This window comes from Chloroflexus sp., assembly GCF_034435895.1.
Lineage (GTDB): Bacteria > Chloroflexota > Chloroflexia > Chloroflexales > Chloroflexaceae > Chloroflexus.
In genome coordinates this window covers 1-20254 of the sequence record NZ_DAOTWH010000202.1, presented here as the reverse complement: position 1 = coordinate 20254, position 20254 = coordinate 1, and the positions used below count along the sequence as shown (strand labels likewise).

Here is a 20254-nt window from a genome sequence, read left to right as displayed (position 1 = left end):
TGGGCCTCAACAGACAGGAGTATCCGATGACCACCCCTAGCGGATTACAGTATGTCGAAGTGCAGGCCGGTCACGGCGAGCAGCCGCAACCCGGTTCAGTCGTGGCGGTGCATTACCGCGGAATGCTCGCCGATGGTTCGGTGTTTGATAGTTCTTACGAGCGGGGCGAGCCGATCCGCTTTCCGCTCGGCGTCGGGATGGTCATTCCCGGTTGGGATGAGGGGATCGGGCTGATGCGGGTGGGAGGCAAGGCGCGGCTGATTATTCCGCCCCATCTCGGCTATGGCGCGATGGGGTACCCGCCGGTGATCCCGCCGAACGCGACCCTCACCTTTGATGTCGAGCTGGTCGAAATCATGCCCGGCCCGCCGGATGCGCCGCAGGATCTGCCCGCCGATCGCTATACCACCAGTCCTAGTGGCCTGAAGTATGCCGATTTGACGGTCGGCGACGGCGTGACGGCGACCGCTGGCCGCACAGTGACGGTGCATTACACCGGTTGGCTAACCGACGGCAGTATGTTCGACAGTTCGCTCAGCCGCGGTGAGCCGTTTGAGTTTCCGCTCGGTGCGGGACGGGTGATCCGCGGTTGGGATGAAGGCGTGGCCGGGATGCGCGAGGGCGGGAAGCGGCAGTTGGTGATTCCGGCGGCCTTGGCCTACGGCAGCCGCGGCGCGGGTGGCGTGATCCCGCCGGGGGCGACCCTGATTTTTGAAGTGGAGTTGTTGGAGGTGCATTGATGCGGATCGAAGCCATCGAGTTGCGGCGCATCAAGCTGCCGTACCGGTCGCCGTTTGAGACGAGTGGCTGGCGCGAAGAGGCCAATCATTCGGTGATCGTGACCTTGCACAGCGAGGGTGCAATCGGCTGGGGTGAAGCACCGGTCGGCGCCGGGCCATGGTACAATGAAGAGACGCAGGCCACGGCGTGGGCAATGATGCGCGAGATTCTGGCTCCGATGCTGCTGGGGCGCGATCTGAGCCGGCCCGAAGAGGTGGACGCGATCTTTGCCCGCGTGCGCGGCAACCGCATGGCACGGGCCGGTCTTGAATTTGCGGCGTGGGATCTGTTTGGCCGCGCGCGCGGCGAGAGCCTGAGCACGATGCTCGGCGGCGCTCGGCAACGGGTTGAAGTCGGCGTCAGCGTTGGCGTCCAACCTTCGATCGAAGCCTTGCTTGAGGTGGTTGAGGGCTATGTCAGCGCCGGCTACCAGCGGGTGAAGCTCAAGATCAAGCCGGGTTGGGATGTGGAGCCGACGCGAGCAGTGCGCGAGCGCTGGCCCGATCTGCGCTTGCAGGTTGACGCCAATAGCATCTACACCCTTGACCAAGCGCCGCAATTGGCTAAACTCGATGAGTTTGAGCTATTGTTGATTGAACAGCCATTAGCTCACGACGACATCATCGATCACGCCAAATTGCAGCGCCAACTGCGCACGCCGATTTGTTTAGACGAGAGCATCGTCTCGCCCGATCATGCCCGCTGGGCGATTGAGTTGCGCGCTTGCGGCGTGATCAATATCAAGCCATCGCGGGTCGGCGGCTTCACCGCTGCCCGCCAGATTCACGACATGGCCCAAGCCGCCGGCATTCCGGTCTGGTGCGGCGGCATGCTCGAAACCGGCATTGGTCGCGCTGCCAACGTCGGGTTGGCCAGCCTTCCCAACTTTAGCCTGCCCGGCGACATCAGCGCCAACGATCGCTACTTCCATCAAGATATCGTCACCAACCCGTTCACGCTCAACCCCGACAGCACGCTGACGGTGCCCACCGGGCCGGGCAGCGGAGCCGAAGTTGATCTGGAACGGTTGCAAGCAGTGACGGTGGATTATGTGATGTTGAAGGCCTAGCAATTGAGCCGGCTATGGAGCAACGAACGATCAATTGGATTATCAGCGGCGTGATTGCCGTAGCACTGGCGGGCTTGCTGCTGTTCATCAACCGCGGCTGGGCCCAGCCAACGCCGGCGGTCACGCCGCTCACCCCTGAGCCGTGGCCTACCACGCCACCGACCTTCACACCGTTACCTCCCACCGCGCCGCCGGCAGCGCCGACTCTCATCCCCCTGCCTGATCTGCGCCGGATCGATCCGGCCATTGGCTTATCGATCAAGTTTCCAGTCACCACCGTGACCACGGTGAGCGGCGCGCAGAGCTTCTTTGGCCGCGATGTGATTACGCTCAAGGTGACGGCTGAGGTGCGCTTGACAGTTGACCTCAGCCGGGCGCAGATCCAGCGCGAGGGCAATACCTTGACAATCCGTTTACCGCGCGCGGCCATTGATGGCGAACCCAACCCGATCGAGATTGAGGTGATCGGTGAGTCGCGGCGCTGGATCGGATCGCAGATCACGGCGGCCCAGAATCAGGCCCTCACGCAGGCGCGGGCCGAGATTCGCCAGCGCGTGGCGAACGATCCTGAGTTGATCAGTATCGCGAGCGAAGTTAGCTATCGTCGCCTCGAACGGTGGCTGATCGACGAGCTGGGGTTTAGCCGGGTCGTGATCGAACCGCTGTCGTCGTAACTGGAGGCGAGTGTGCGCACGCTGAAGCTAGTCTGGAATGGGTTAGCCATTGCGGCGGTGCTGTTTTTGGTCTGGAGCGTCGTGCAAGCGTTCCAGCAGGCCTCGGCGCCACCCACGTCGATCACAACTTCCGTTGGCCCACAGCTTATCGAGGCGGTGCGGCGAGTCAACAAGCAGATATTCATCGAGCATTACGCTGGGGTGGAAGTGCGCCATCTCGACGCGCCGGCGGGGTGGGCATCGTTTCTGCGCAATCTAGGGGTGCGACAAGAGTTTCTGGTGCTGATTCGCGGGCGAGTGCCGGCGGGGATCGATCTCAGCCAACTGCGACCCGAAGACATCTGGGTGAGCAGTGATGGCCGGCGGGCGCAGATCACGCTCCCGCCGCCGCAGGTCTTTACCGATCAGGTATCGCTCGATCTCGCCAACAGCCGGATCATCGAGAATACCGACTTCTGCCCCGGCTTTATCTGCCCGCAAACCAGCCTCGAAAACTTCTTCCAATCGGTCGATGCCGAAGCCAAAGCGACGCTAGTCAAGGCCGCGATCGAAGCCGGCATTCTCTCACAAACCGCTCGCGACGCCGAAGCCTATTATACCCAATTGCTCAATAGCCTCGGCATCGCTGAGGTGCGTGTGATCGTGCGCGGGTACAGTGCGCCCTAAACGGCGGGCATAGCATTGGCTACGCCTGCCGCCATGCCGCCATCATCGCCGTAAACTGCCCGAACAGATAGGTCGCATCGTGCGGCCCCGGCCCGGCTTCGGGGTGATACTGGACGCTAAAGCAGTGCCGTTCGGGATAGCTAAACCCCTCCAGCGTCTGGTCATTCAGATTGATATGGGTCAGCTCCGCCCCTGCCGGCAACGAGTCGGGATCGACGGCAAAGCCGTGGTTTTGCGAGGTGATCTCGACCCGTCCAGTCGGCAAATAGCGCACCGGATGGTTCGCGCCGTGATGGCCGAACGGCAGCTTGTAGGTGCGCCCTCCCAGCGCCAGCCCCATCAGTTGGTGGCCGAGGCAGATACCAAAGATAGGCCGCTTGCCCAGCAAGGCACGCAAATTGGCCACCGCGTAGGTCGCCGCCGCCGGATCGCCCGGCCCATTCGAGAAGAGGATGCCGTCGGGCTGCAACGCCAGCACATCGGCGGGTGAAGTCGTCGCCGGCACCACCGTTACCCGGCAGCCGTGGTCGACCAGCCGGCGCAAGATGGTACGTTTGATGCCGAAATCATACGCCACCACGTGATAGGTCAGCTCTTGGGCCGGGCCATTCGGGTAGGGCGGCGTGAACGGCACGCTATTCGTTGCCCAATGGTACGGTTCGGGGCAGGTCACCACCTGCGTCAGGTCTTGCCCCTCCATCGGCGGCGCGGCGCGGCACTTGGCTAGCAATGAATCGATCGACTCGCCGGTGGTCGAAATAATCCCGCGCATCGCGCCGGCAGTGCGGATATGGCGAGTAAGCGCGCGCGTATCCACATCACTAATCGCAACGATGCCGTAGTCGCGCAGCAACTGGGCCAAACTGCCGCGCGCGCGCCACGAACTATAGTGCTCGCTGTAGCTACGGACGATAAAGCCAGCCACTTGGGGCTGGATCGATTCGGGGTCAAAATCGTTAACGCCGGTATTGCCGATATGCGGCGCAGTCATCGCCACCAACTGGCCGCAGTAGGAAGGATCGGTCAAAATCTCTTGATACCCGGTCATCCCGGTGTGAAACACCACCTCGCCGATACGTTCGCCAGGTGCGCCAAACGAGCGACCGGGGAAGACGCGGCCATCTTCGAGGACAAGCACTGCATCCATTGTCGTGTTCTCGTGGTGGGGCGCGGGCCGTTGGCCGTTGCCTGCCGGATCATCGGCGGTATTGTAACATAAGCGGAAGGGTTGGCCGCAAAGTCTGGCGAGATATTTCTTACCGCAGAGGACGCCGAGGAATGGGCGCGAGAGATCGTCTTCCGGCGGGAAGCGTGCGCCTCCCTCCCCCAGCAGGGGAGGGCTGGGGTGGGGGCTACCCAAAAATCCTTTACGCCCTCTGCGCCCTTTGCGCCTTTGCGTTAAAAACCTCTGCGTCTTTGCCGAAGCCGGACAGCCGTCCGGCTCTACTGCGCCTTTATAGATTCGGACAACCGTCAATCTCCCGCAGCAGATTAGCCATCTCGATAGCAGCCAACGCCGCCTCGGCGCCACGATTACCGGCCTTGGTACCGGCCCGTTCAATCGCCTGCTCGATGGTTTCAGTGGTCAGCACACCAAACACAATCGGCACATCGGTCGCCAACGCCGTGGCCGCAATCCCGCCGGCAGCCTGCCCCGCCACGTACTCAAAATGGCTCGTCGCGCCGCGAATGACTACGCCAAGACAGATCACAGCATCATAGTACGGGCGATCACCGGTGGCACGCTTACGTTGCGCCATCCGCTTCGCCACGAGCGGCAACTCAAACGCCCCCGGCACCCAAGCAATATCGATGTCATCGTGAGCGACGCCATGCCGGGTGAGCGTATCCATCGCGCCCCTCAGCAACTCACGCCCAATTGTGTCGTTGAAACGCGAGATCACGATCCCGAATCGCAAGCCGGTACCAACCAGATGGCCTTCAAACGTGACACCCATTGTTGCCTCCAAACACACCCTCCGTATCATAATCAGGGAGCAGATGCCCTAATTTCGCCCGTTTCGTCGTCAAATAACGCCGGTTAGCGCCGCTTGGCGGAATGTGCAGCGGAATCCGTTCGCGCACCGCCACGCCGTACCGTTCGAGACCGGCGATCTTGGCCGGATTGTTCGTCAGTAAACGCACCTCTTCCATGCCGAGACAACGTAGCATTTGGGCCGCAATGCCGTAATCGCGCACATCAACTGGCAAGCCTAAGTGGCGATTGGCTTCGACCGTATCGAACCCCTGATCTTGCAGGGCATAGGCGCGCAACTTGTTGAGCAAGCCAATGCCGCGTCCTTCTTGGCGCAGATAGAGAATGGCCCCGTAGCCTGCCTTGGCAATCTGCTGTTGCGCCGCAGCCAACTGCGCGCCGCAATCACAACGCTGCGAACCGAGTGCGTCACCGGTCAGGCATTCGGAATGCAGCCGCACGAGCGGCGGATGCCCGTTGGCAGTGCCATAGATCAAAGCGAGATGGGTTTCAGTGGTGAAGATGTGCTCAAACGCAAGCAGGCGAAACGTGCCATACGCGGTCGGCAAACGCGTTTCGGCTGCTTGGCGCACAACCGTTTCGGTGCGGTAGCGATAAGCGATCAGGCTGGCGATGGACAAGATCGAAAGACCGTGATGAGCGGCAAACACTGCAAGGTCGGGCAGCCGCGCCATCGTGCCGTCGGGGTTCATGATTTCGCAAATCACCGCTGCCGGGTAAAGCCCGGCTATTCGCGCTAGATCAAGGGAAGCCTCGGTTTGGCCGGGCCGCACCAACACCCCGCCGGCAGCGGCGCGCAGGGGAAAGACATGACCGGGCCGGGCGAGATCTTCGGGCCGGGTCGCCGGATCAATCAGAGTCCGGATGGTGGTGGCGCGATCAAACGCCGAGATGCCGGTTGTCACGCCCCGCCGCGCTTCGACCGAAACGGTGAAGGCAGTACCGAAGCGAGTGGTGTTCTCGGTAGGCGGAACCATCAGCGGAATCCGCAGCTCGTCGAGCCGCTCGCCAGTCATTGCAACGCAGATCAGGCCGCGCCCTTCCCGTGCCATAAAGTTAATCGCCTGCGGCGTGGCAAATTCGGCGGCAATCGCCAGATCACCTTCATTCTCACGGTCTTCATCATCAACAATGATCACAAACTTACCGGCCCGAAAGTCAGCAATAGCGGTTTCAACGCTTGCGAATGGCATACGGCGCCTCCCCAAGGAACTTCTCCACATACTTGGCTAACACATCCACTTCGAGATTGACGCGACTGCCAACCGGCTTGCGCGGCAAGGTAATATGCTGTTGCGTGTAAGCGACCAGCATAAACGTGAACGCATCAGGCAGTACATCCACCACCGTGAGACTCGCACCATCAACCGCGATGTAGCCTTTCGGCACGATATAGCGCAGCAATGCAGGCTCAGCCTCAACCGTCACCCAGAGGGAATCGCCTTCTGGATGGAACGACCGGATCACACCGGTGCCATCAACATGGCCCTGCACAAAATGGCCGCCAATCCGGCCATTGGCCGCCAGCGAGCGTTCCAGATTGACCCCCTCACCGGGTTGCACCTCGCCAAGGTTCGTCCGGCGCAACGTCTCTGGCGAGAGCCCAACCGTAAAGCTGCGGTCGGTCAGGGCCGTAACCGTGAGACACGCCCCATTCACGGCAATGCTGTGCCCCAAAGCTGTGCCGTCCAGCACCGTCGCGGCTTGCACCGTCAACGACCAGCCGCCTTCAACTTGGCTTAACCGTTCGACGATCCCAATCTCTTCGATAATGCCGGTAAACATCGTTACACCTCTGGATAGATCACATCGGCCTGAATCCACACATCAGGCGCTGACGAAGCATCGGTTGCGATCTGTTCAAGCTGGAACTGACATAAACGCACTGCCTGCGCCAGCGTCGCAAAGCCCAACCCTCCCACTGGCCCCGGCGCGTCGCGACCACCGATAATCACAGGCGCGATAAAGACCCACACCCGATCCACCAAGCGGGCCGCGAAAAGCGCACCGAGGAGTTCGCTACCCCCCTCAACCAAGAGGTTGGTGAAGCCACGACGACCTATCTCCGTAAGCAACGCCGGCAAGCTTACCCGACCCTGTTCATCGGGGGGCAACACCCACACCTCAACCCCACGCGCCGCTAATGCACAACGGTGATCAGCAGGCGCTTGCGCTGTCGTCGCCAGCACCGTCTGGCCGGGCAACACCGGATCGAATACCTTGGCCGAAAGCGGCGCCCGCCCGCGACTATCAGCGATAATGCGTACCGGATGGCGAATATCGTGCGGAGAACCAAGTTGATCGCTGGTCAAGCGCGTGGTAAGAGAGGGATTATCGGCCATCACCGTTCCCGCCCCCACCAGCACGGCATCGGTGACGTTCCGCAGCGTATGCACACGCTGGCGCGATGCCGGATTGCTGATCCAGCGTGACTGGCCGGTGATGGTGGCGATCTTGCCATCGAGGCTCATCGCAAACTTTGCGGTCACGAACGGCTGGCCAGTGGTAATGTGCTTGAAATATGCCCGATTAAGTTGGTAGGCCTCGTCAGCGCAGAGACCGTGATGCACGCGAATGCCGGCGGCGGTGAGTTGGGCATGGCCTTTGCCATTCACCCGCGGGTTGGGATCGCCGATGGCGTAATACACTTCAGCAATACCGGCGGCGATTAGCGCATCGGTGCAAGGTGGCGTCCGGCCATAATGCGCGCACGGTTCTAGCGAGACATACATTGTCGCCCCGCGCGCGGCTTCACCAGCCGCGCGCAAAGCCTCAATCTCGGCATGGGGCGCGCCAGCCCGCTGGTGATAGCCTTCGCCGACGATACACCCATTGTTCACAATGACGGCGCCAACCATGGGGTTTGGACTGGTACGCCCTTCCGCTTGCCGCGCAAGTTCAAGCGCGCGGCGCATGTAGTTCAGGTGTTGCGCAGACATAACAAAACCCCAAAGGAACGTTCTAGCGAACCTTGTTCCTTCGGGGCAACGTGAATCGGAACGTCCGGCAGACGAGTGACTGCCTCGTTCAATGAAAAACCCCGAACAAACGATGTGTTCGGGGCATGCAAATCATGCGCAACACAGCCCTACGAAAAGCGTGTAGAGCAATACGTTGCAGCGAACCCTTCTTGCATCCCGACTATACGGTCGGCCCCGGAGTTTCACCGGATCGTGCAGATTGCTGATCACGACAATCCGCTCGTGGGCTATACCACCGATCGGGAATTGCCTGCTGTTCACGCGCTGGTGAACCTCAGACTCACCCTGCCCCGAAGGTTGCGTATTGAGTTGTTACTTTATTGTACACCAACTAGCAAGCATGTGCAGCAAGCGTGCCCCCTTCCGGGGAATCGTGCGACTCCCTCCCCCAGCGGGGGAGGGCTGGAGGTGAGAGCGGTAGGCGGGAGATAGGGAGTGGGGAAGAGGCAGAACGATACTCCCTATCTCCTTGCTCCCCATTCCCAACCCTTTGCGCCCTCTGCGTCCTTCGCGCCTTTGCGTTTTACCCCCTGCGCCTTTGCGGAGCCGGACAGCCGTCCGGCTCTACAACGCCTTTGCGTTACCCGTTTTTGCGTGTATCATTCGCTCTATGCACATCTTGCAACTCTACAAAGACTACCCGCCGGTACACGGCGGCATCGAAGGCCATCTGCAACTGCTCAGCGAAGGATTAGCCGCTCGCGGTCACCGGGTGACAGTGCTCTACGTCGCAGCGGGGAGCCAAGGCCGGCACGAATGGCGCAACGGGGTGGAACTCATCGCCACGCCCCGCCTGCTCACCCTTGCCCGCGCGCCGCTGAGCCCCGCCCTGCTCTGGCAAGCCGCCCGCTGCCGGCCCGACCTGATCCACTTCCACCACCCATACCCGGTTGGTGATCTCGCCCTACTGGCCACGCGCGCGCCGCTGGTTGTCACCTACCATAGCGACATCGTGCGCCAGCGTATACTAGGTACGCTTACAGCGCCGCTGATTCATCACACCTTGCGCCGCGCTACCCGCATCATCGTCGCTAGCCGAGCAATCGTGCAATCATCGCCATGGCTGGCCCGCCACCACGAACGAGTGCGGGTCGTGCCGCACGGCCTACCGCCGCTGCCCTTGCCCGATCCGGTGCTGGTCGCCGACTTACGCCGCCGCTTCCCCGGCCCCAATGCGCTCTTCGTTGGCCGGCTGCGCTACTACAAAGGCGTTGATCGGCTCGTGCGCGCGATTGCGCTGCTCCCGCGCGGCCATGCCATTATTGCCGGCGGGGATGCCACTGTGCGCGGTAGTGATCTCGCCCGCTTAGCGCACGAATTGGGAATAGGCGAGCGAGTGCATGTGCTCGGCGCAGTTGACAACGCGACGCTGCGCGCGCTCTACGCGATCGCTGATGTCTTTGTCTTGCCGTCGGTCGCCCGCAGCGAAGCCTTCGGCATTGTTCAGATCGAAGCCCAAATGGCCGGGTTGCCGGTGATCTGCACCGAATTAGGCACCGGCACCAGTTATGTGACCGTCCATGGCCGCACCGGATTCGTCGTGCCGCCCGATGACCCGCCAGCGCTGGCCCGCGCCCTAGCCGAGCTGTTCGCCAACCCAACCCGTGTCCGCGCGCTAGGGATGGCCGGACGGGAACGGGCGATGGCTGAATTTCGCCTTGAACTGATGCTGGATCGGATTGAGATGATCTATGCTGAGATCGGCAACCGCGCGTAGCCGCGATATTGGCTTATAATACCGGCGTGTAACCGAATATTGGACGGAGCAACTATGATGGAACGCTTTACGGCCTACATCGACGCCAACCGGGAGCGTTTTCGCGCCGAATTGGCCGATCTGATCCGCTTGCCCTCAGTCGCGGTCCAAAACCGCGGCATTGCCGAAACCGCAGAGTTCGTCGCGCAGCGGTTGCAACGGCTTGGCGCCGAAACCCGCCTGCTGACCGCTGATGGCGGCAACCCGATGGTCTATGCCACGATCGGCAACGGCCCGCGCACCCTGCTGATCTACGACCACTACGATGTGCAGCCGGCAGAACCGCTGGAGCTGTGGGATAGCCCGCCCTTTGAGTTAACCGAGCGCGATGGGAAGTGGTACGGGCGCGGAGTGGCCGACAACAAAGGCAACTTGATGCTACGCCTCCAAGCGATCGAGGCATGGCTGGCGACCCAAGGCGATCTCCCAATCAAAATCATCTTTGCCATCGAAGGCGAAGAAGAGACCAGTTCGCGCACCTTACCGGCCATTTGCCGCGACTACGCCGATCTGCTGCGCGCCGACGGCTGCCTCTGGGAAACCGGCGGCGTTGATCTGAGCGAACGGCCCACCGTTACCTGCGGCGCCAAGGGCATCCAATATGTTGAGCTGGTGGCGCGCGGCGCCAGCTATGATCTGCACTCGTCGTATGCTACCTTCGTGCCCAACCCGGCGTGGCGGCTGGCGTGGGCGCTCAATACGCTCAAAGGCCCCGATGGACGGGTGCGCATTCCCGGCTTCTACGATCGGGTACGCCCGGCCACCGAAGCCGATCTGGCGGCGTTGGCCACCATTCCGGCGAACGACGACGAGTTGCTGGCCGATTTTGGCTTGAGCGAGTTTCTCGATGGTGTGCGCGGGATCGAGCGGCTACGCCGCCACCTGTTTGAGCCGACCTGCACCATCTGCGGGCTGGTCAGCGGCTACACCGGCGAAGGCAGCAAGACGGTACTGCCGAATGAAGCGCGGGCCAAGATCGACTTCCGGCTAGCGCCCGATATGGAACCGGCAGAGGTCTTGCACCAGTTGCGCCGCCATCTCGACGCCGAGGGTTTCAGCGACATCGAGATTATCGATCTCGGCGGCGAGCACCCGGCCCGCGGCCCGCTTGATGCGGCGATTGTGCAAGCCGCTGTCGCCTCGGCGCGTGACGTGTACGGCAGCGAACCGATCCTCTACCCGACGATGGCCGGCACCGGCCCAATCTACCCGCTCTGCACCGCGCTCGGCACCCCGGTCGCTAGCGGCGCCGGCTGCGGCTACCACGGCACCCGCATTCATTCCCCCAACGAAAACATCCGCGTAGCCGATTATTGGCGCGCGATGCAATGGATGGGCAGCTTCATCCACCATTTCGCCCGATCGTAGGGGTTTCGGGGGTGGTTGTAGGAGCACAGCGTCGCTGTGCCCCTACAACCGCCCCCGGAAGCCCAACAACCGCATGCCGTTCAACGTCACCAATAACGACGCCCCCACATCGGCCAGCACCGCCATCCACATCGTGCCGAGACCAACCAGCACCAGCGCGATAAACAACAGCTTCATACCAATGCTAAACGCGACATTCGCCGCAATGGTGCGCATTGTCCGCCGGCTGAGCGCCACCGCAAACGGCAACTGGCGCAAATCGCCGCCGAGCAACGTGATATCAGCGGTCTCCATCGCCTGCGTCGTGCCGCCGGCGTCAGCGCCGATCGCGATGCCGACATCGGCGCTGGCCAGCGCCGGCGCGTCGTTGATGCCATCGCCGACCATCGCGACTGCACTGTCAGGCTGGCGCAGCTCGCGCACCGCCTGCGCCTTGTCTTCCGGCAACAGGCCAGCCCGCACCTCGTTCACACCGAGTTCTCCGGCGATTCGCTCAGCGGTCGCCGGTTCGTCACCAGTTAACATCACCACCCGCACGCCTTGATCGCGCAAGGCGGCAATCGCGCTACGGCTCTCTTCGCGCACCGTATCGGCCACGGTAATAGTGCCGCGATACCGGCCATCCACCCCGACCATCAGCGGCGTGCGCCCAAGTTGGCTATCATGCTTTGCAGCAAGACAGTGCCATTCATCGTGGGCCAACGTCTGATCAAACACCCGGTGGCTGCCGATCAGCACCTCATTGCCGTTCACCACCCCCTGTACACCCTTGCCCACCAATGCCCGCACCTGCTCGGCTGGCGGCAAAGGCAGGCCGCGGCTGGCAGCCGCACTCACAATTGCGTGGGCCAACGGATGCTCGGAACGGCGCTCGACCGCGCCGGCCAGCGTCAGCAATTCATCGCAGGCCGCACAATGCCCGACCGGGGCAGTATCAGGCGCACTGCACCCCACTGCGCGTAACGCCACCACCGCCGGCTTACCGGTGGTCAGCGTGCCGGTCTTATCCACCGCCACCGTCTTCACCCGCGCCAGCGTCTCAAGGTAGGCGCCACCCTTAATCAACACCCCGTGGCGGGCTGCCGCGCTGAGGGCGCTGACAATGCTCACCGGGGTGCTGATCACAAGCGCGCACGGGCACGCCACCACCAGCAGCGCCAGACCGCGGTAGAGCCAGCCAAACGTATCGGGGGCGGGATTCCAGAACGGTTGGCCAAACAAGAGCGGCGGCACAATCGCTACCAGCGCCGCCAGCGCCACCACCAGCGGCGTATAGTAACGGGCGAAGCGATCAACAAACCGCTGCACCGGCGCGCGCCGCTCGTGCGCCTCTTGCACCAGATGGATCATGCGCGCCACCGCACTCTCGGCGGCGGGCCGCTCAACGATCACCTCTAGGCTTCCCTCCCCATTCATCGTTCCAGCAAACAGCGCATCACCTGCACTCCGCTCGATCAACCGGCTCTCACCGGTCATCGGAGCCTGATTGACCAGCGAACTTCCGGCGGCCACCGTGCCATCCACTGGAATCCGCTCGCCGGGTTTGATCACAATCCGGTCGCCGGGGCGCAACGCCACCACCGGCACGACCTGCTCACCCGTAGCGGTGAGCAAGGTTGCCGTCGGCGGGGTCAACTCCAACAGGCTGCGAATGGCATGGCGCGCGCGGCTGGCCGAGTAGCCCTCCAGCGCCTCACCGATCGCATACAGCACCATCACTAACCCCGCCTCGACATACGCACCAATGATCACCGCCCCAACGGCGGCAATCGTCATCAGCGCATCAATGCTTACCTCGCGGTTGGTGCGCAGCGTGCGCCACGCATTGCGCGCCACCAACGGCCCTACCAGCGCCAAGCCGCCCAACGCCAACCCATCAATCCACCACGCCTCCCACCGTAACACCTCGTGGAGCACAATCCCCGGCAACACGAGCAACAACCCGATCAACGCCAACTGCGTCTCGCGCCGGCTCAGCATAAAGCGGAGCAAGGCCGGCGGCGGCTCTGGCTGCGCCTTCACCACCGGCGCCACGTCATACCCCAACTCGCGCACCCGCGCAATCACTGCGTCCGGGTCTACATCACCGGTAACGTGCAATGTCTCGGTGGTGAAATTCAGACTGCACAACGTCACCCCGTCCAGCCGGGCCACACCACGCTCGACCGAACGCGCGCAATCGGGGCAATCCAAACCCTTAATCGTAAACTGCTGGTGGTTCATCGTCATTCTTCCTCAGCAGTGCAAGTATGCGGTTCATGCCCTCACTCTACTGCATTCAGGCGCAAAGTCAAGGGGGATGAGTAAAAATGACACTATGTCTTAGATACGCGGTGCAGAGGATGGTGAACGTAACAATGCCGAGATAGAGCAGAGTTGGGAGAGTGCCCACATGGAGAGTGGTTGCAGCACATCATGCATAAGAGCGTTCCAACGCTCTACCATCGGGCTAAGGGAGTGTCCAAATGAAGAGTGGTTGCAACAGGCGAAATGGTTGCGTTGATCACAACCACCGCAAATGGAGGGTATGCAGGATTAAAGTTGCAATAGCGGAATGGTTGAACGGATAGTCCCAGTCTTATCGCTATCCTCGCTAATAGTGGTTGGCTGCAAGTAGGTTGCAACAGGCGAAATGGTTGAACGGATAGTCCCAACTCACACTTGCCCCTAACCCCCAACAAATCTCTGCGCCCTTTGCGCCTTTGCGTTTAACATCCTCTGCACCTTTGCTCGCTTTGCGCCTTGGCGTTACCGAGCTTGGCATTCTTTCCCGCCCCTGTGATATACTTGCGCATGCAACCAAGTCGCTATCCGCCAGAAAGGCGAGGAGCACTATGACAGACACAACGATTCGCATCGGGGTGTTGACCAGCGGCGGTGATGCGCCGGGCATGAACGCGGCGGTGCGGGCCGTCGTGCGCACCGGCATTAGCCGTGGCTGTGAAGTATACGCGATTTACGAAGGCTATCAGGGCTTGATCCAAGGCGGCAAGCTCATCCGCCGTATGGATTGGAGTTCAGTCGGCGGGATCATCCATCGCGGCGGCACTATCATCGGCACCGCTCGCAGCGCCGAGTTTCGCACCCGCGAGGGTCGCCGGCGAGCAGCGGCTAATCTGCTTGCGCTCGGTATTGACCGGCTCGTGATTATCGGCGGTGACGGCAGCCTAACTGGGGCCGACCTCTTTCGCCGCGAGTGGTCAGAGCTGGTCGCCGAGCTGGTCGAAGCAGGCGAGGTGAGCAACGAACAGGCAGCGGCTCACCCCCATCTGCGAATTGTCGGGATTGTCGGCAGTATTGACAACGACTTCTGCGGCACCGATATGACGATCGGTGCCGATACCGCCCTGCACCGGATTACCGAGGCGATTGATGCGATCAGCTCGACAGCGGCCAGCCACCAGCGCACCTTTGTGATCGAGGTGATGGGCCGCAACTGCGGCTATCTGGCGCTGATGGGAGCTATCGCCGGCGGCGCTGATTGGGCGCTGATCCCGGAAATGCCGCCACAGATGGATGACTGGGAACAGCACATGTGCGATGTGCTGCGAATCGGGCGCGAGCAGGGCCGGCGCGATAGCATTGTGGTGGTGGCCGAAGGGGCCTGTGATCGCCACGGCAAACCGATCACCGCCTCGTATGTCAGAAAAGTGCTTGAAGAGCGGCTCGGCGAAGATACGCGAGTGACCATTCTCGGTCACGTGCAACGCGGCGGCGCGCCAAGCGCCTTCGACCGCTGGATGAGTTCGCTGCTCGGCGCGACGGCGGTCGAAGAATTGCTGGCTGCCGGCCCGGAGGCCGAGCCAAAGTTGATCGGCTTGCGCGAAAATCGGGTGGTACGGTTGCCGTTAATGACCTGCGTCACCGATACCCGGCAGGTGGCCGAAGCGATTGCCCAGCACGATTACGAACGCGCGATGGCGCTGCGCGGCAACAGCTTTGTCGAAGCCTATCGCACGCTCGGCACACTTATCCAGTCGCAGCCTTCGCCACCCGACCGGCTACGGCGCGGCCATCGCTTTGCGGTCATGCACAGCGGCGGCCCAGCGCCGGGGATGAACACAGCGGTGCGGGCCGCCGTGCGGATTGGGATTGATCGCGGCCACACTATCCTCGGTGTGCGCAACGGTTTTCAGGGCCTGATCGATGGCGACATCTTCGAGATGGATTGGATGAGTGTAAGCGGTTGGGCGACGATGGGCGGAGCCGAGCTGGGCACCAACCGCAAGATTCCGCAGGGCAGCGAACTGTACCAGATCGCGCGCAATATCGAGCGCTTCGGAATTGACGGCATCTTGATGATTGGCGGCTGGTCCGGTTATCAGGCTGCCTACAAGCTCTACAGCGAGCGCCATATCTTTCCAGCCTTCAATATTCCGATCATCTGCTTGCCGGCTACCATCGACAACAACCTGCCCGGCTCCGAGTTGAGCCTCGGCGCCGATACCGCCCTCAACAGCATCGTGCATGCCATCGACCGGATCAAGCAATCGGCAGTCGCCTCGCGCCGCTGTTTTATCGTTGAGGTGATGGGGCGCGACTGCGGCTATCTGGCCCTGATGAGCGGGCTAGCCACCGGGTCTGAGCGGGTCTATTTGCCCGAAGAGGGGATTAGCTTGCGCACCTTGCAAGCCGATCTCGACGAGATGATGAACTGGTTCCGGCGCGGCAAACGGCTGAGCTTAATCATTCGCAACGAAAAGGCTAATCCGGTGTACACCACCTCGTTTATCTGCTCGTTGTTTGAGGAAGAGGGCGGCAAGCTGTTCGAGGTGCGGCAAGCGATCCTCGGCCACTTGCAACAAGGCGGCGATCCATCGCCCTTTGACCGCATCCAAGCTACCCGCTTAGCGGTCCGCTGTATCGACTTTCTGATCGAACACGCCGACCAGCGCCAGCCGGTGGGAGCATTTATCGGCTATCGTGGCGGTAAGGTGCAATTCCACCCGCTCGATGAAATGCCGCGAATGATGGATCCGATCTATGCCCGCCCCCGCGAGCAATGGTGGCTTGAGTTGCGCCAAATGACCCAGTTGCTCACCACCCCGCCATCACCGCAGCGGGTGGCAGGCTAAGGTGCGCACACAACGGCGCGGCAAACGGAACCGAGCGCAGCGAGCGAGATCATCAATGCAAGAAGGTCGGACAGGGCGGGTTTCCAACCCGCCCTTAGACCCTCCGCGAACGGCCCCCCCGGATAGGCGATGCACCTGTGGGATTCCAACCCGCCCGTTACCATCCGCGGACGGCCCACACTCACAGCGCGCTTGGCCTTCCAGACATCCCCCTAAACACCCCGTGCTCCCCCCCGCTCTAGCAGTTGAGGGACGGACAGAACATGGGATTGCATACACCGGTTGATCGCTGTGCGATGCCTCAACGCTTAGCTCTCCGCTCCCCTCTCCCGCGACGCGGGAGAGGGGCTAGGGGTGAGGGTACACCGGCGCATCCCCAATCCATCAACTACATCTTCGCTCGCGGGTTCTGTCCGCTCTTGAAGCTCTAGCAGCCGGCTATCCCCACCCCAATGATGGCTCGCGTTGCGCCACATAACCCAATTGCTCACCACACCACCATCACCGCAGCGGGTGGCAGGCTAGGGTGCATACACAATGGCAAGGCTAGCTGCGCAGATTGCAGCCAGCTAGCGCATAGTGTCCCGATCGGATCCCCCGTAAGGACGGGTTTTACCTCCCGTCCGGTCGAATCCCCGTAAGGACGGGTTTTAACACCGCCCCCTTATCGATCGCTAAAACGGAATATCCTCATCATCCAGCGGCTGGGGCTGATTGCGCGCAGGCGCGCGGTTGGCCGGCGGGCGCACCGCGGGTGAATTGTTGTTCGCCGGGCGCGGGCTAGCCGGCGGCGGCGTGCGGCGTACCGGCTCATCAACCGGCTCGTCGTAAACTGGCTCGGCATCGGGTACCGGCCCGCGCTCGCCCTTGGCCGAGAGAATGATCATATCTTGCGCAATCACCTCGGTGGTGTACCGCTCTTGACCGTCGCGATCCGTCCACTTGCGGGTTTGCAGCCGCCCCTCGATATAGACGCGGGTGCCTTTGGTGAGGTAGTTATTGCAGATTTCACCCAGTTTATCCCACGCCACGATGCGGAACCACTCGGTCTCTTCGTGTTGGTTGCCGTCTTTGTCGCGCCACGTGCGGTTGCTCGCCACCCGGAAAGTCGTTACGGCGCTGCCTTGCGCGGTGTAGCGCATTTCCGGATCAGCGCCGAGATGACCCGTCAGTTGCACTTTGTTCAGATCCTTCGCCATCGTAACCCTCCTCGTCTCTCGTGTGTCATCGTCCCAACAGTACCGAACCGAGCGAGAGCTTTCCCGCACGTTCTAGAACTACTGTTCGAATTATAGCACCCATTCCGCTGGCCGTCAAGCACATGGATTGCAGCTTGCTAACAATTACGATAAGCCGATGTCGAACCCGGCTGCAAGGTCGCGCCGCGAGTAGCGGCGAAAGGCGAGCACCGTCGTGGTGTGGCGCACCCCCGCAATGCGGGCAATGCCTCCCGGCACCGCCTCGTCGAGTGTTTCGTAGTCGTTGACGCGCAACACCGCGATAATATCATAGTCACCCGTGACCGAATAGACTTCGGCGACGTTGGGCAATTCGGCGACCTCTTGGGCGATATCGCTGATCCGTTGCGGTTCGCAGGTAATGAACACAAACGCTGTCACCATACGCGGGATCCTTTGCTCGCTGGCGGTTGTTTCACTCCATCATACCAGATTGCACGCGCTGGCCTAGCAGCATTTCAAAACGGCTCCGGCGGGCGAGCGCGCCACAGCATTGGCGTGAGCCAGTGCCAGAGCGTGTTGAGCAACACCACCATCCCAGCGCCAATCACACTTGCGCGCCCAATCCACCCGCGCTGCCAGAGCACATCACTGGCCGCCGCCGCATCCACCGCAATCGCCCACCTGAGCGCCATCAGATAGCGTGGACTGTTCGAGACTTGGGTGATAAACGGTAGGGTGGCAAAGATGATCGCGACAATGAAACTCAACCCCATCAGACCGGTGGTAATCTGCCACCCCTGCCAGCGCCATAGCAGCCAGAGTCCCGCCAGCGCAAATGGTACCGGCAACAACCCATAGTGCGCAACCAAACCCGCTTGCTAAAGGGTGCGCCAAAGCGCTTCACGGCTGGCCGGCTCGCGTCCGGAAACTGCGGTTAACCCGCTGCTCCGCGCCGTTTCGAGCTGCGCGAGGAACATCGGCAGGTAGGCGCTGTAGAAGAAGATGATCGCAAATGCGGCGCCACCGCCGATGGCTATTGTCAATGGCCAGCGCACCCGTCGCGCCCACGCTGCGCCCCCCTAGCCGGCAACCCAGACGATGGCTACTAGCATCCCCAAAAGCGCGCCGCTGCTGATCAGGAAGCCGAAATGGCCGAGAAAGACCAGTGCGCTGAGCGACGCCAGACCGAGGATCCACTCGCGGCAGTATTGCCCGGCTTGCCAGTCTTCCCACGCCCGAATCACGCCCCACAGCAGCAGCAGGTAGAGCGCCTGCATGATAATGTGCGTATCAAACGACCACCACGTGGTGAGGTAGGTGGCGACGGTAAAGATGTAGATGCCTGCCGCCAACACGGTCGTTCGCGGTGATAACACCCGGCGGGCAATAAAGTAGATGATCACCACACTGAGACTGTCGGCCAGCGCGGCGCCGAGTTGTAAGAGGAGCGGCGTTTCAAGACCGAATACCCGCAGCAGCGTCAGTAGCAAGTATGGCCCCGGCGGATAGGGAAAAGCCACCCGCGATTGTTCGAGATAAGAGTGATCAATCCGCCGAGCATTTCGTGAAAGCGGTTGGTGTGGAACCCGATGTCGCCGGGCATACTGGCCGGGTAGAATCTGCCCCCCAATCCGGGTAGCGCAGGCAATCGCAACGATAGCCGCCAGTGCGTTGCCGATCTCTTCCGGCAACGCTTGCCTGTGCAACTATGCCTGCACCGCGATGGTCAATGGATAAGCAAGGGCCAGCGCAACAAACGCCGCTTCAGCGCCAAATGCCATTCGCACTGGATCGAGCACGATGGCAAGACAGAGTGCGCCAACCCCTATTGCTCTCCCCCACCCGGCCCGTTGCGCCAAGGTGCGCGCCAGTATCAACTAGCCGAGCACGCTGACCCCGGCCCACCACAGCAGCCGGTCAACCGCCGGCTATGCCCATCCACTGGGAATGACCGCAATCTCGATCCGTTCGAGCGGTAAGCTGAGCCGGCGCGGGTCTGGCGAGATCTGAAAGCTGTCACTTACTAACCGGACGCAGAGATGGCCATCGGCTGCAGATGGCGCCAGCAGCCATTGGCGGCTGGTACTGCGCCTAACCGGCACTTCGGCGATAAGCTGATCATGACTCCACACTTGATAGGTAGCCGGCGCGAGATCGGCAATTGCATCGCCAAGCGGCAACCAACGGAATTGGAGGATGGCAGGGCGAGTGCCCAAGCCGAGGAGATCGATTTTAGCATTGCCGCCAGTCCACCGAAACGTGCCATTGACTCCCGCTTCGGCAGGATAGAAATCGCGCAAGAATGGCAAATCGACGTTGCCGACTCCCTCTTCGTACCCGACATCAATCACATATTGGCGAGGTCATTGGGCTGAGAGCAACGCCGCCGCGACGAAGACGACCAGCGCTATCCAGCGCGCCGGCGCGCGCAATACGCGCCATTCGTGGGCGATAACGTTGATGAAGCTGTGAGGCATACGTGGTACGATTGTCGAACGCCCTGTGCTCGTTCGTGCGATCAGTTACAGCATTGCGGCATGCAATCCGCTATCAGTGTAACGTATGTCGCTTCATACCATTGCGAGCCGCGCGTAGGGGCAGAGCGGTGCTCTGCCCCCGCGCGGCGAAGCAATCCCCCGCGAGGGCGAGAGTCACCCCGGCCCGCCGTAGGCATGGCCTTACCGGCCCATCATAACTCTCCAAGGCAT

The 20254-nt window shown here is 61.7% G+C and carries 20 protein-coding genes and 1 riboswitch; of the genes, 7 read left to right on the top strand and 13 right to left on the bottom strand.

Features of this window, described 5'->3' with window-relative positions; translation table 11 throughout:
- The first annotated feature begins 26 nt into the window (after positions 1-26).
- Genes U9R81_RS11950 through U9R81_RS11935 form a run of 4 tightly spaced genes read left to right on the top strand, consistent with a single transcriptional unit; the run spans position 27 to position 3189 of the window.
- Positions 27-740: an FKBP-type peptidyl-prolyl cis-trans isomerase gene (locus U9R81_RS11950; protein WP_322495675.1), complete on the top strand. Its 714-nt coding sequence runs from the start codon at positions 27-29 to the stop codon at positions 738-740.
- Positions 740-1849 carry an o-succinylbenzoate synthase gene (gene menC, locus U9R81_RS11945; RefSeq protein ID WP_322495674.1) on the top strand — a complete coding sequence of 370 codons (1110 nt, stop codon included), beginning with the start codon at positions 740-742 and terminating at the stop codon, positions 1847-1849. The genes U9R81_RS11950 and menC overlap by 1 nt, the downstream gene beginning before the upstream one ends.
- Before the next feature lie 14 nt (positions 1850-1863).
- A complete protein-coding gene (locus U9R81_RS11940; protein ID WP_322495673.1) occupies positions 1864-2523 on the top strand; it encodes a DUF4230 domain-containing protein in 660 nt (219 codons plus the stop codon).
- A 12-nt stretch (positions 2524-2535) separates the two neighbouring features.
- Positions 2536-3189: a DUF4230 domain-containing protein gene (locus U9R81_RS11935; RefSeq protein ID WP_322495672.1), complete on the top strand. Its 654-nt coding sequence runs from the start codon at positions 2536-2538 to the stop codon at positions 3187-3189.
- 19 nt (positions 3190-3208) lie between these two features.
- On the opposite strand, the gene carA is transcribed toward U9R81_RS11935, so the two are convergent.
- The 5 genes from carA to ribD form a co-directional block, all read right to left on the bottom strand.
- Positions 3209-4336, bottom strand: coding sequence for a glutamine-hydrolyzing carbamoyl-phosphate synthase small subunit (carA, locus tag U9R81_RS11930; RefSeq protein ID WP_322495682.1), 1128 nt, complete (start codon positions 4334-4336; stop codon positions 3209-3211).
- Positions 4337-4643: 307 nt separating this feature from the next.
- A complete protein-coding gene (gene ribE, locus U9R81_RS11925; protein ID WP_322495671.1) occupies positions 4644-5147 on the bottom strand; it encodes a 6,7-dimethyl-8-ribityllumazine synthase in 504 nt (167 codons plus the stop codon).
- Complete coding sequence (locus U9R81_RS11920) at positions 5131-6378, bottom strand: bifunctional 3,4-dihydroxy-2-butanone-4-phosphate synthase/GTP cyclohydrolase II (protein WP_322495670.1); 1248 nt, start codon at positions 6376-6378, stop codon at positions 5131-5133. Before U9R81_RS11920 ends, ribE begins: the two co-directional genes overlap by 17 nt.
- Positions 6359-6970, bottom strand: a complete 612-nt coding sequence (locus U9R81_RS11915; RefSeq protein WP_322495669.1) for a riboflavin synthase — start codon at positions 6968-6970, stop codon at positions 6359-6361. Before U9R81_RS11915 ends, U9R81_RS11920 begins: the two co-directional genes overlap by 20 nt.
- A gap of 2 nt (positions 6971-6972) precedes the next feature.
- On the bottom strand, positions 6973-8124 hold the full coding sequence (gene ribD / locus U9R81_RS11910) for a bifunctional diaminohydroxyphosphoribosylaminopyrimidine deaminase/5-amino-6-(5-phosphoribosylamino)uracil reductase RibD (RefSeq protein WP_322495668.1): 1152 nt from the start codon (positions 8122-8124) through the stop codon (positions 6973-6975).
- Positions 8125-8305: 181 nt separating this feature from the next.
- Positions 8306-8468, bottom strand: a riboswitch (FMN riboswitch).
- Positions 8469-8776: 308 nt separating this feature from the next.
- On the opposite strand from ribD, the gene U9R81_RS11905 reads away from it, so the two are divergent.
- Both U9R81_RS11905 and U9R81_RS11900 read left to right on the top strand, forming a co-directional pair.
- The gene (locus U9R81_RS11905) at positions 8777-9883 is read left to right on the top strand and encodes a glycosyltransferase (RefSeq protein WP_322495667.1); all 1107 of its coding nucleotides are present in this window, start codon (positions 8777-8779) and stop codon (positions 9881-9883) included.
- A 57-nt stretch (positions 9884-9940) separates the two neighbouring features.
- The gene (locus U9R81_RS11900) at positions 9941-11290 is read left to right on the top strand and encodes a M20 family metallopeptidase (protein WP_416180959.1); all 1350 of its coding nucleotides are present in this window, start codon (positions 9941-9943) and stop codon (positions 11288-11290) included.
- 42 nt (positions 11291-11332) lie between these two features.
- Here the strand turns inward: U9R81_RS11900 and U9R81_RS11895 are convergent, their stop codons facing one another.
- Positions 11333-13513 carry a heavy metal translocating P-type ATPase gene (locus U9R81_RS11895; RefSeq protein WP_322495665.1) on the bottom strand — a complete coding sequence of 727 codons (2181 nt, stop codon included), beginning with the start codon at positions 13511-13513 and terminating at the stop codon, positions 11333-11335.
- Between the two features lie 611 nt (positions 13514-14124).
- Between U9R81_RS11895 and U9R81_RS11890 the strand changes: the two genes are divergently transcribed.
- Positions 14125-16365, top strand: a complete 2241-nt coding sequence (locus U9R81_RS11890; RefSeq protein ID WP_322495664.1) for a 6-phosphofructokinase — start codon at positions 14125-14127, stop codon at positions 16363-16365.
- A gap of 674 nt (positions 16366-17039) precedes the next feature.
- Here U9R81_RS11890 and U9R81_RS11885 read toward each other — a convergent pair.
- The 7 genes from U9R81_RS11885 to U9R81_RS11855 form a co-directional block, all read right to left on the bottom strand.
- Positions 17040-17564 carry a single-stranded DNA-binding protein gene (locus U9R81_RS11885; RefSeq protein ID WP_322495663.1) on the bottom strand — a complete coding sequence of 175 codons (525 nt, stop codon included), beginning with the start codon at positions 17562-17564 and terminating at the stop codon, positions 17040-17042.
- 144 nt (positions 17565-17708) lie between these two features.
- Entirely contained in the window at positions 17709-17987 is a 279-nt protein-coding gene (locus U9R81_RS11880) for an Lrp/AsnC ligand binding domain-containing protein (protein WP_322495662.1), read from the bottom strand.
- A 74-nt stretch (positions 17988-18061) separates the two neighbouring features.
- Complete coding sequence (locus tag U9R81_RS11875; RefSeq protein ID WP_322495661.1) at positions 18062-18415, bottom strand: hypothetical protein; 354 nt, start codon at positions 18413-18415, stop codon at positions 18062-18064.
- Between the two features lie 9 nt (positions 18416-18424).
- Positions 18425-18589, bottom strand: a complete 165-nt coding sequence (locus U9R81_RS11870) for a hypothetical protein (protein ID WP_322495660.1) — start codon at positions 18587-18589, stop codon at positions 18425-18427.
- 36 nt (positions 18590-18625) lie between these two features.
- On the bottom strand, positions 18626-19252 hold the full coding sequence (locus tag U9R81_RS11865) for a glycosyltransferase family 39 protein (RefSeq protein ID WP_322495659.1): 627 nt from the start codon (positions 19250-19252) through the stop codon (positions 18626-18628).
- Positions 19253-19423 (bottom strand): hypothetical protein, encoded by a 171-nt coding sequence (locus U9R81_RS11860; RefSeq protein ID WP_322495658.1) that lies wholly within the window; start codon positions 19421-19423, stop codon positions 19253-19255.
- Between the two features lie 51 nt (positions 19424-19474).
- Positions 19475-19897 carry a hypothetical protein gene (locus U9R81_RS11855; protein WP_322495657.1) on the bottom strand — a complete coding sequence of 141 codons (423 nt, stop codon included), beginning with the start codon at positions 19895-19897 and terminating at the stop codon, positions 19475-19477.
- Positions 19898-20254 lie beyond the last annotated feature (357 nt).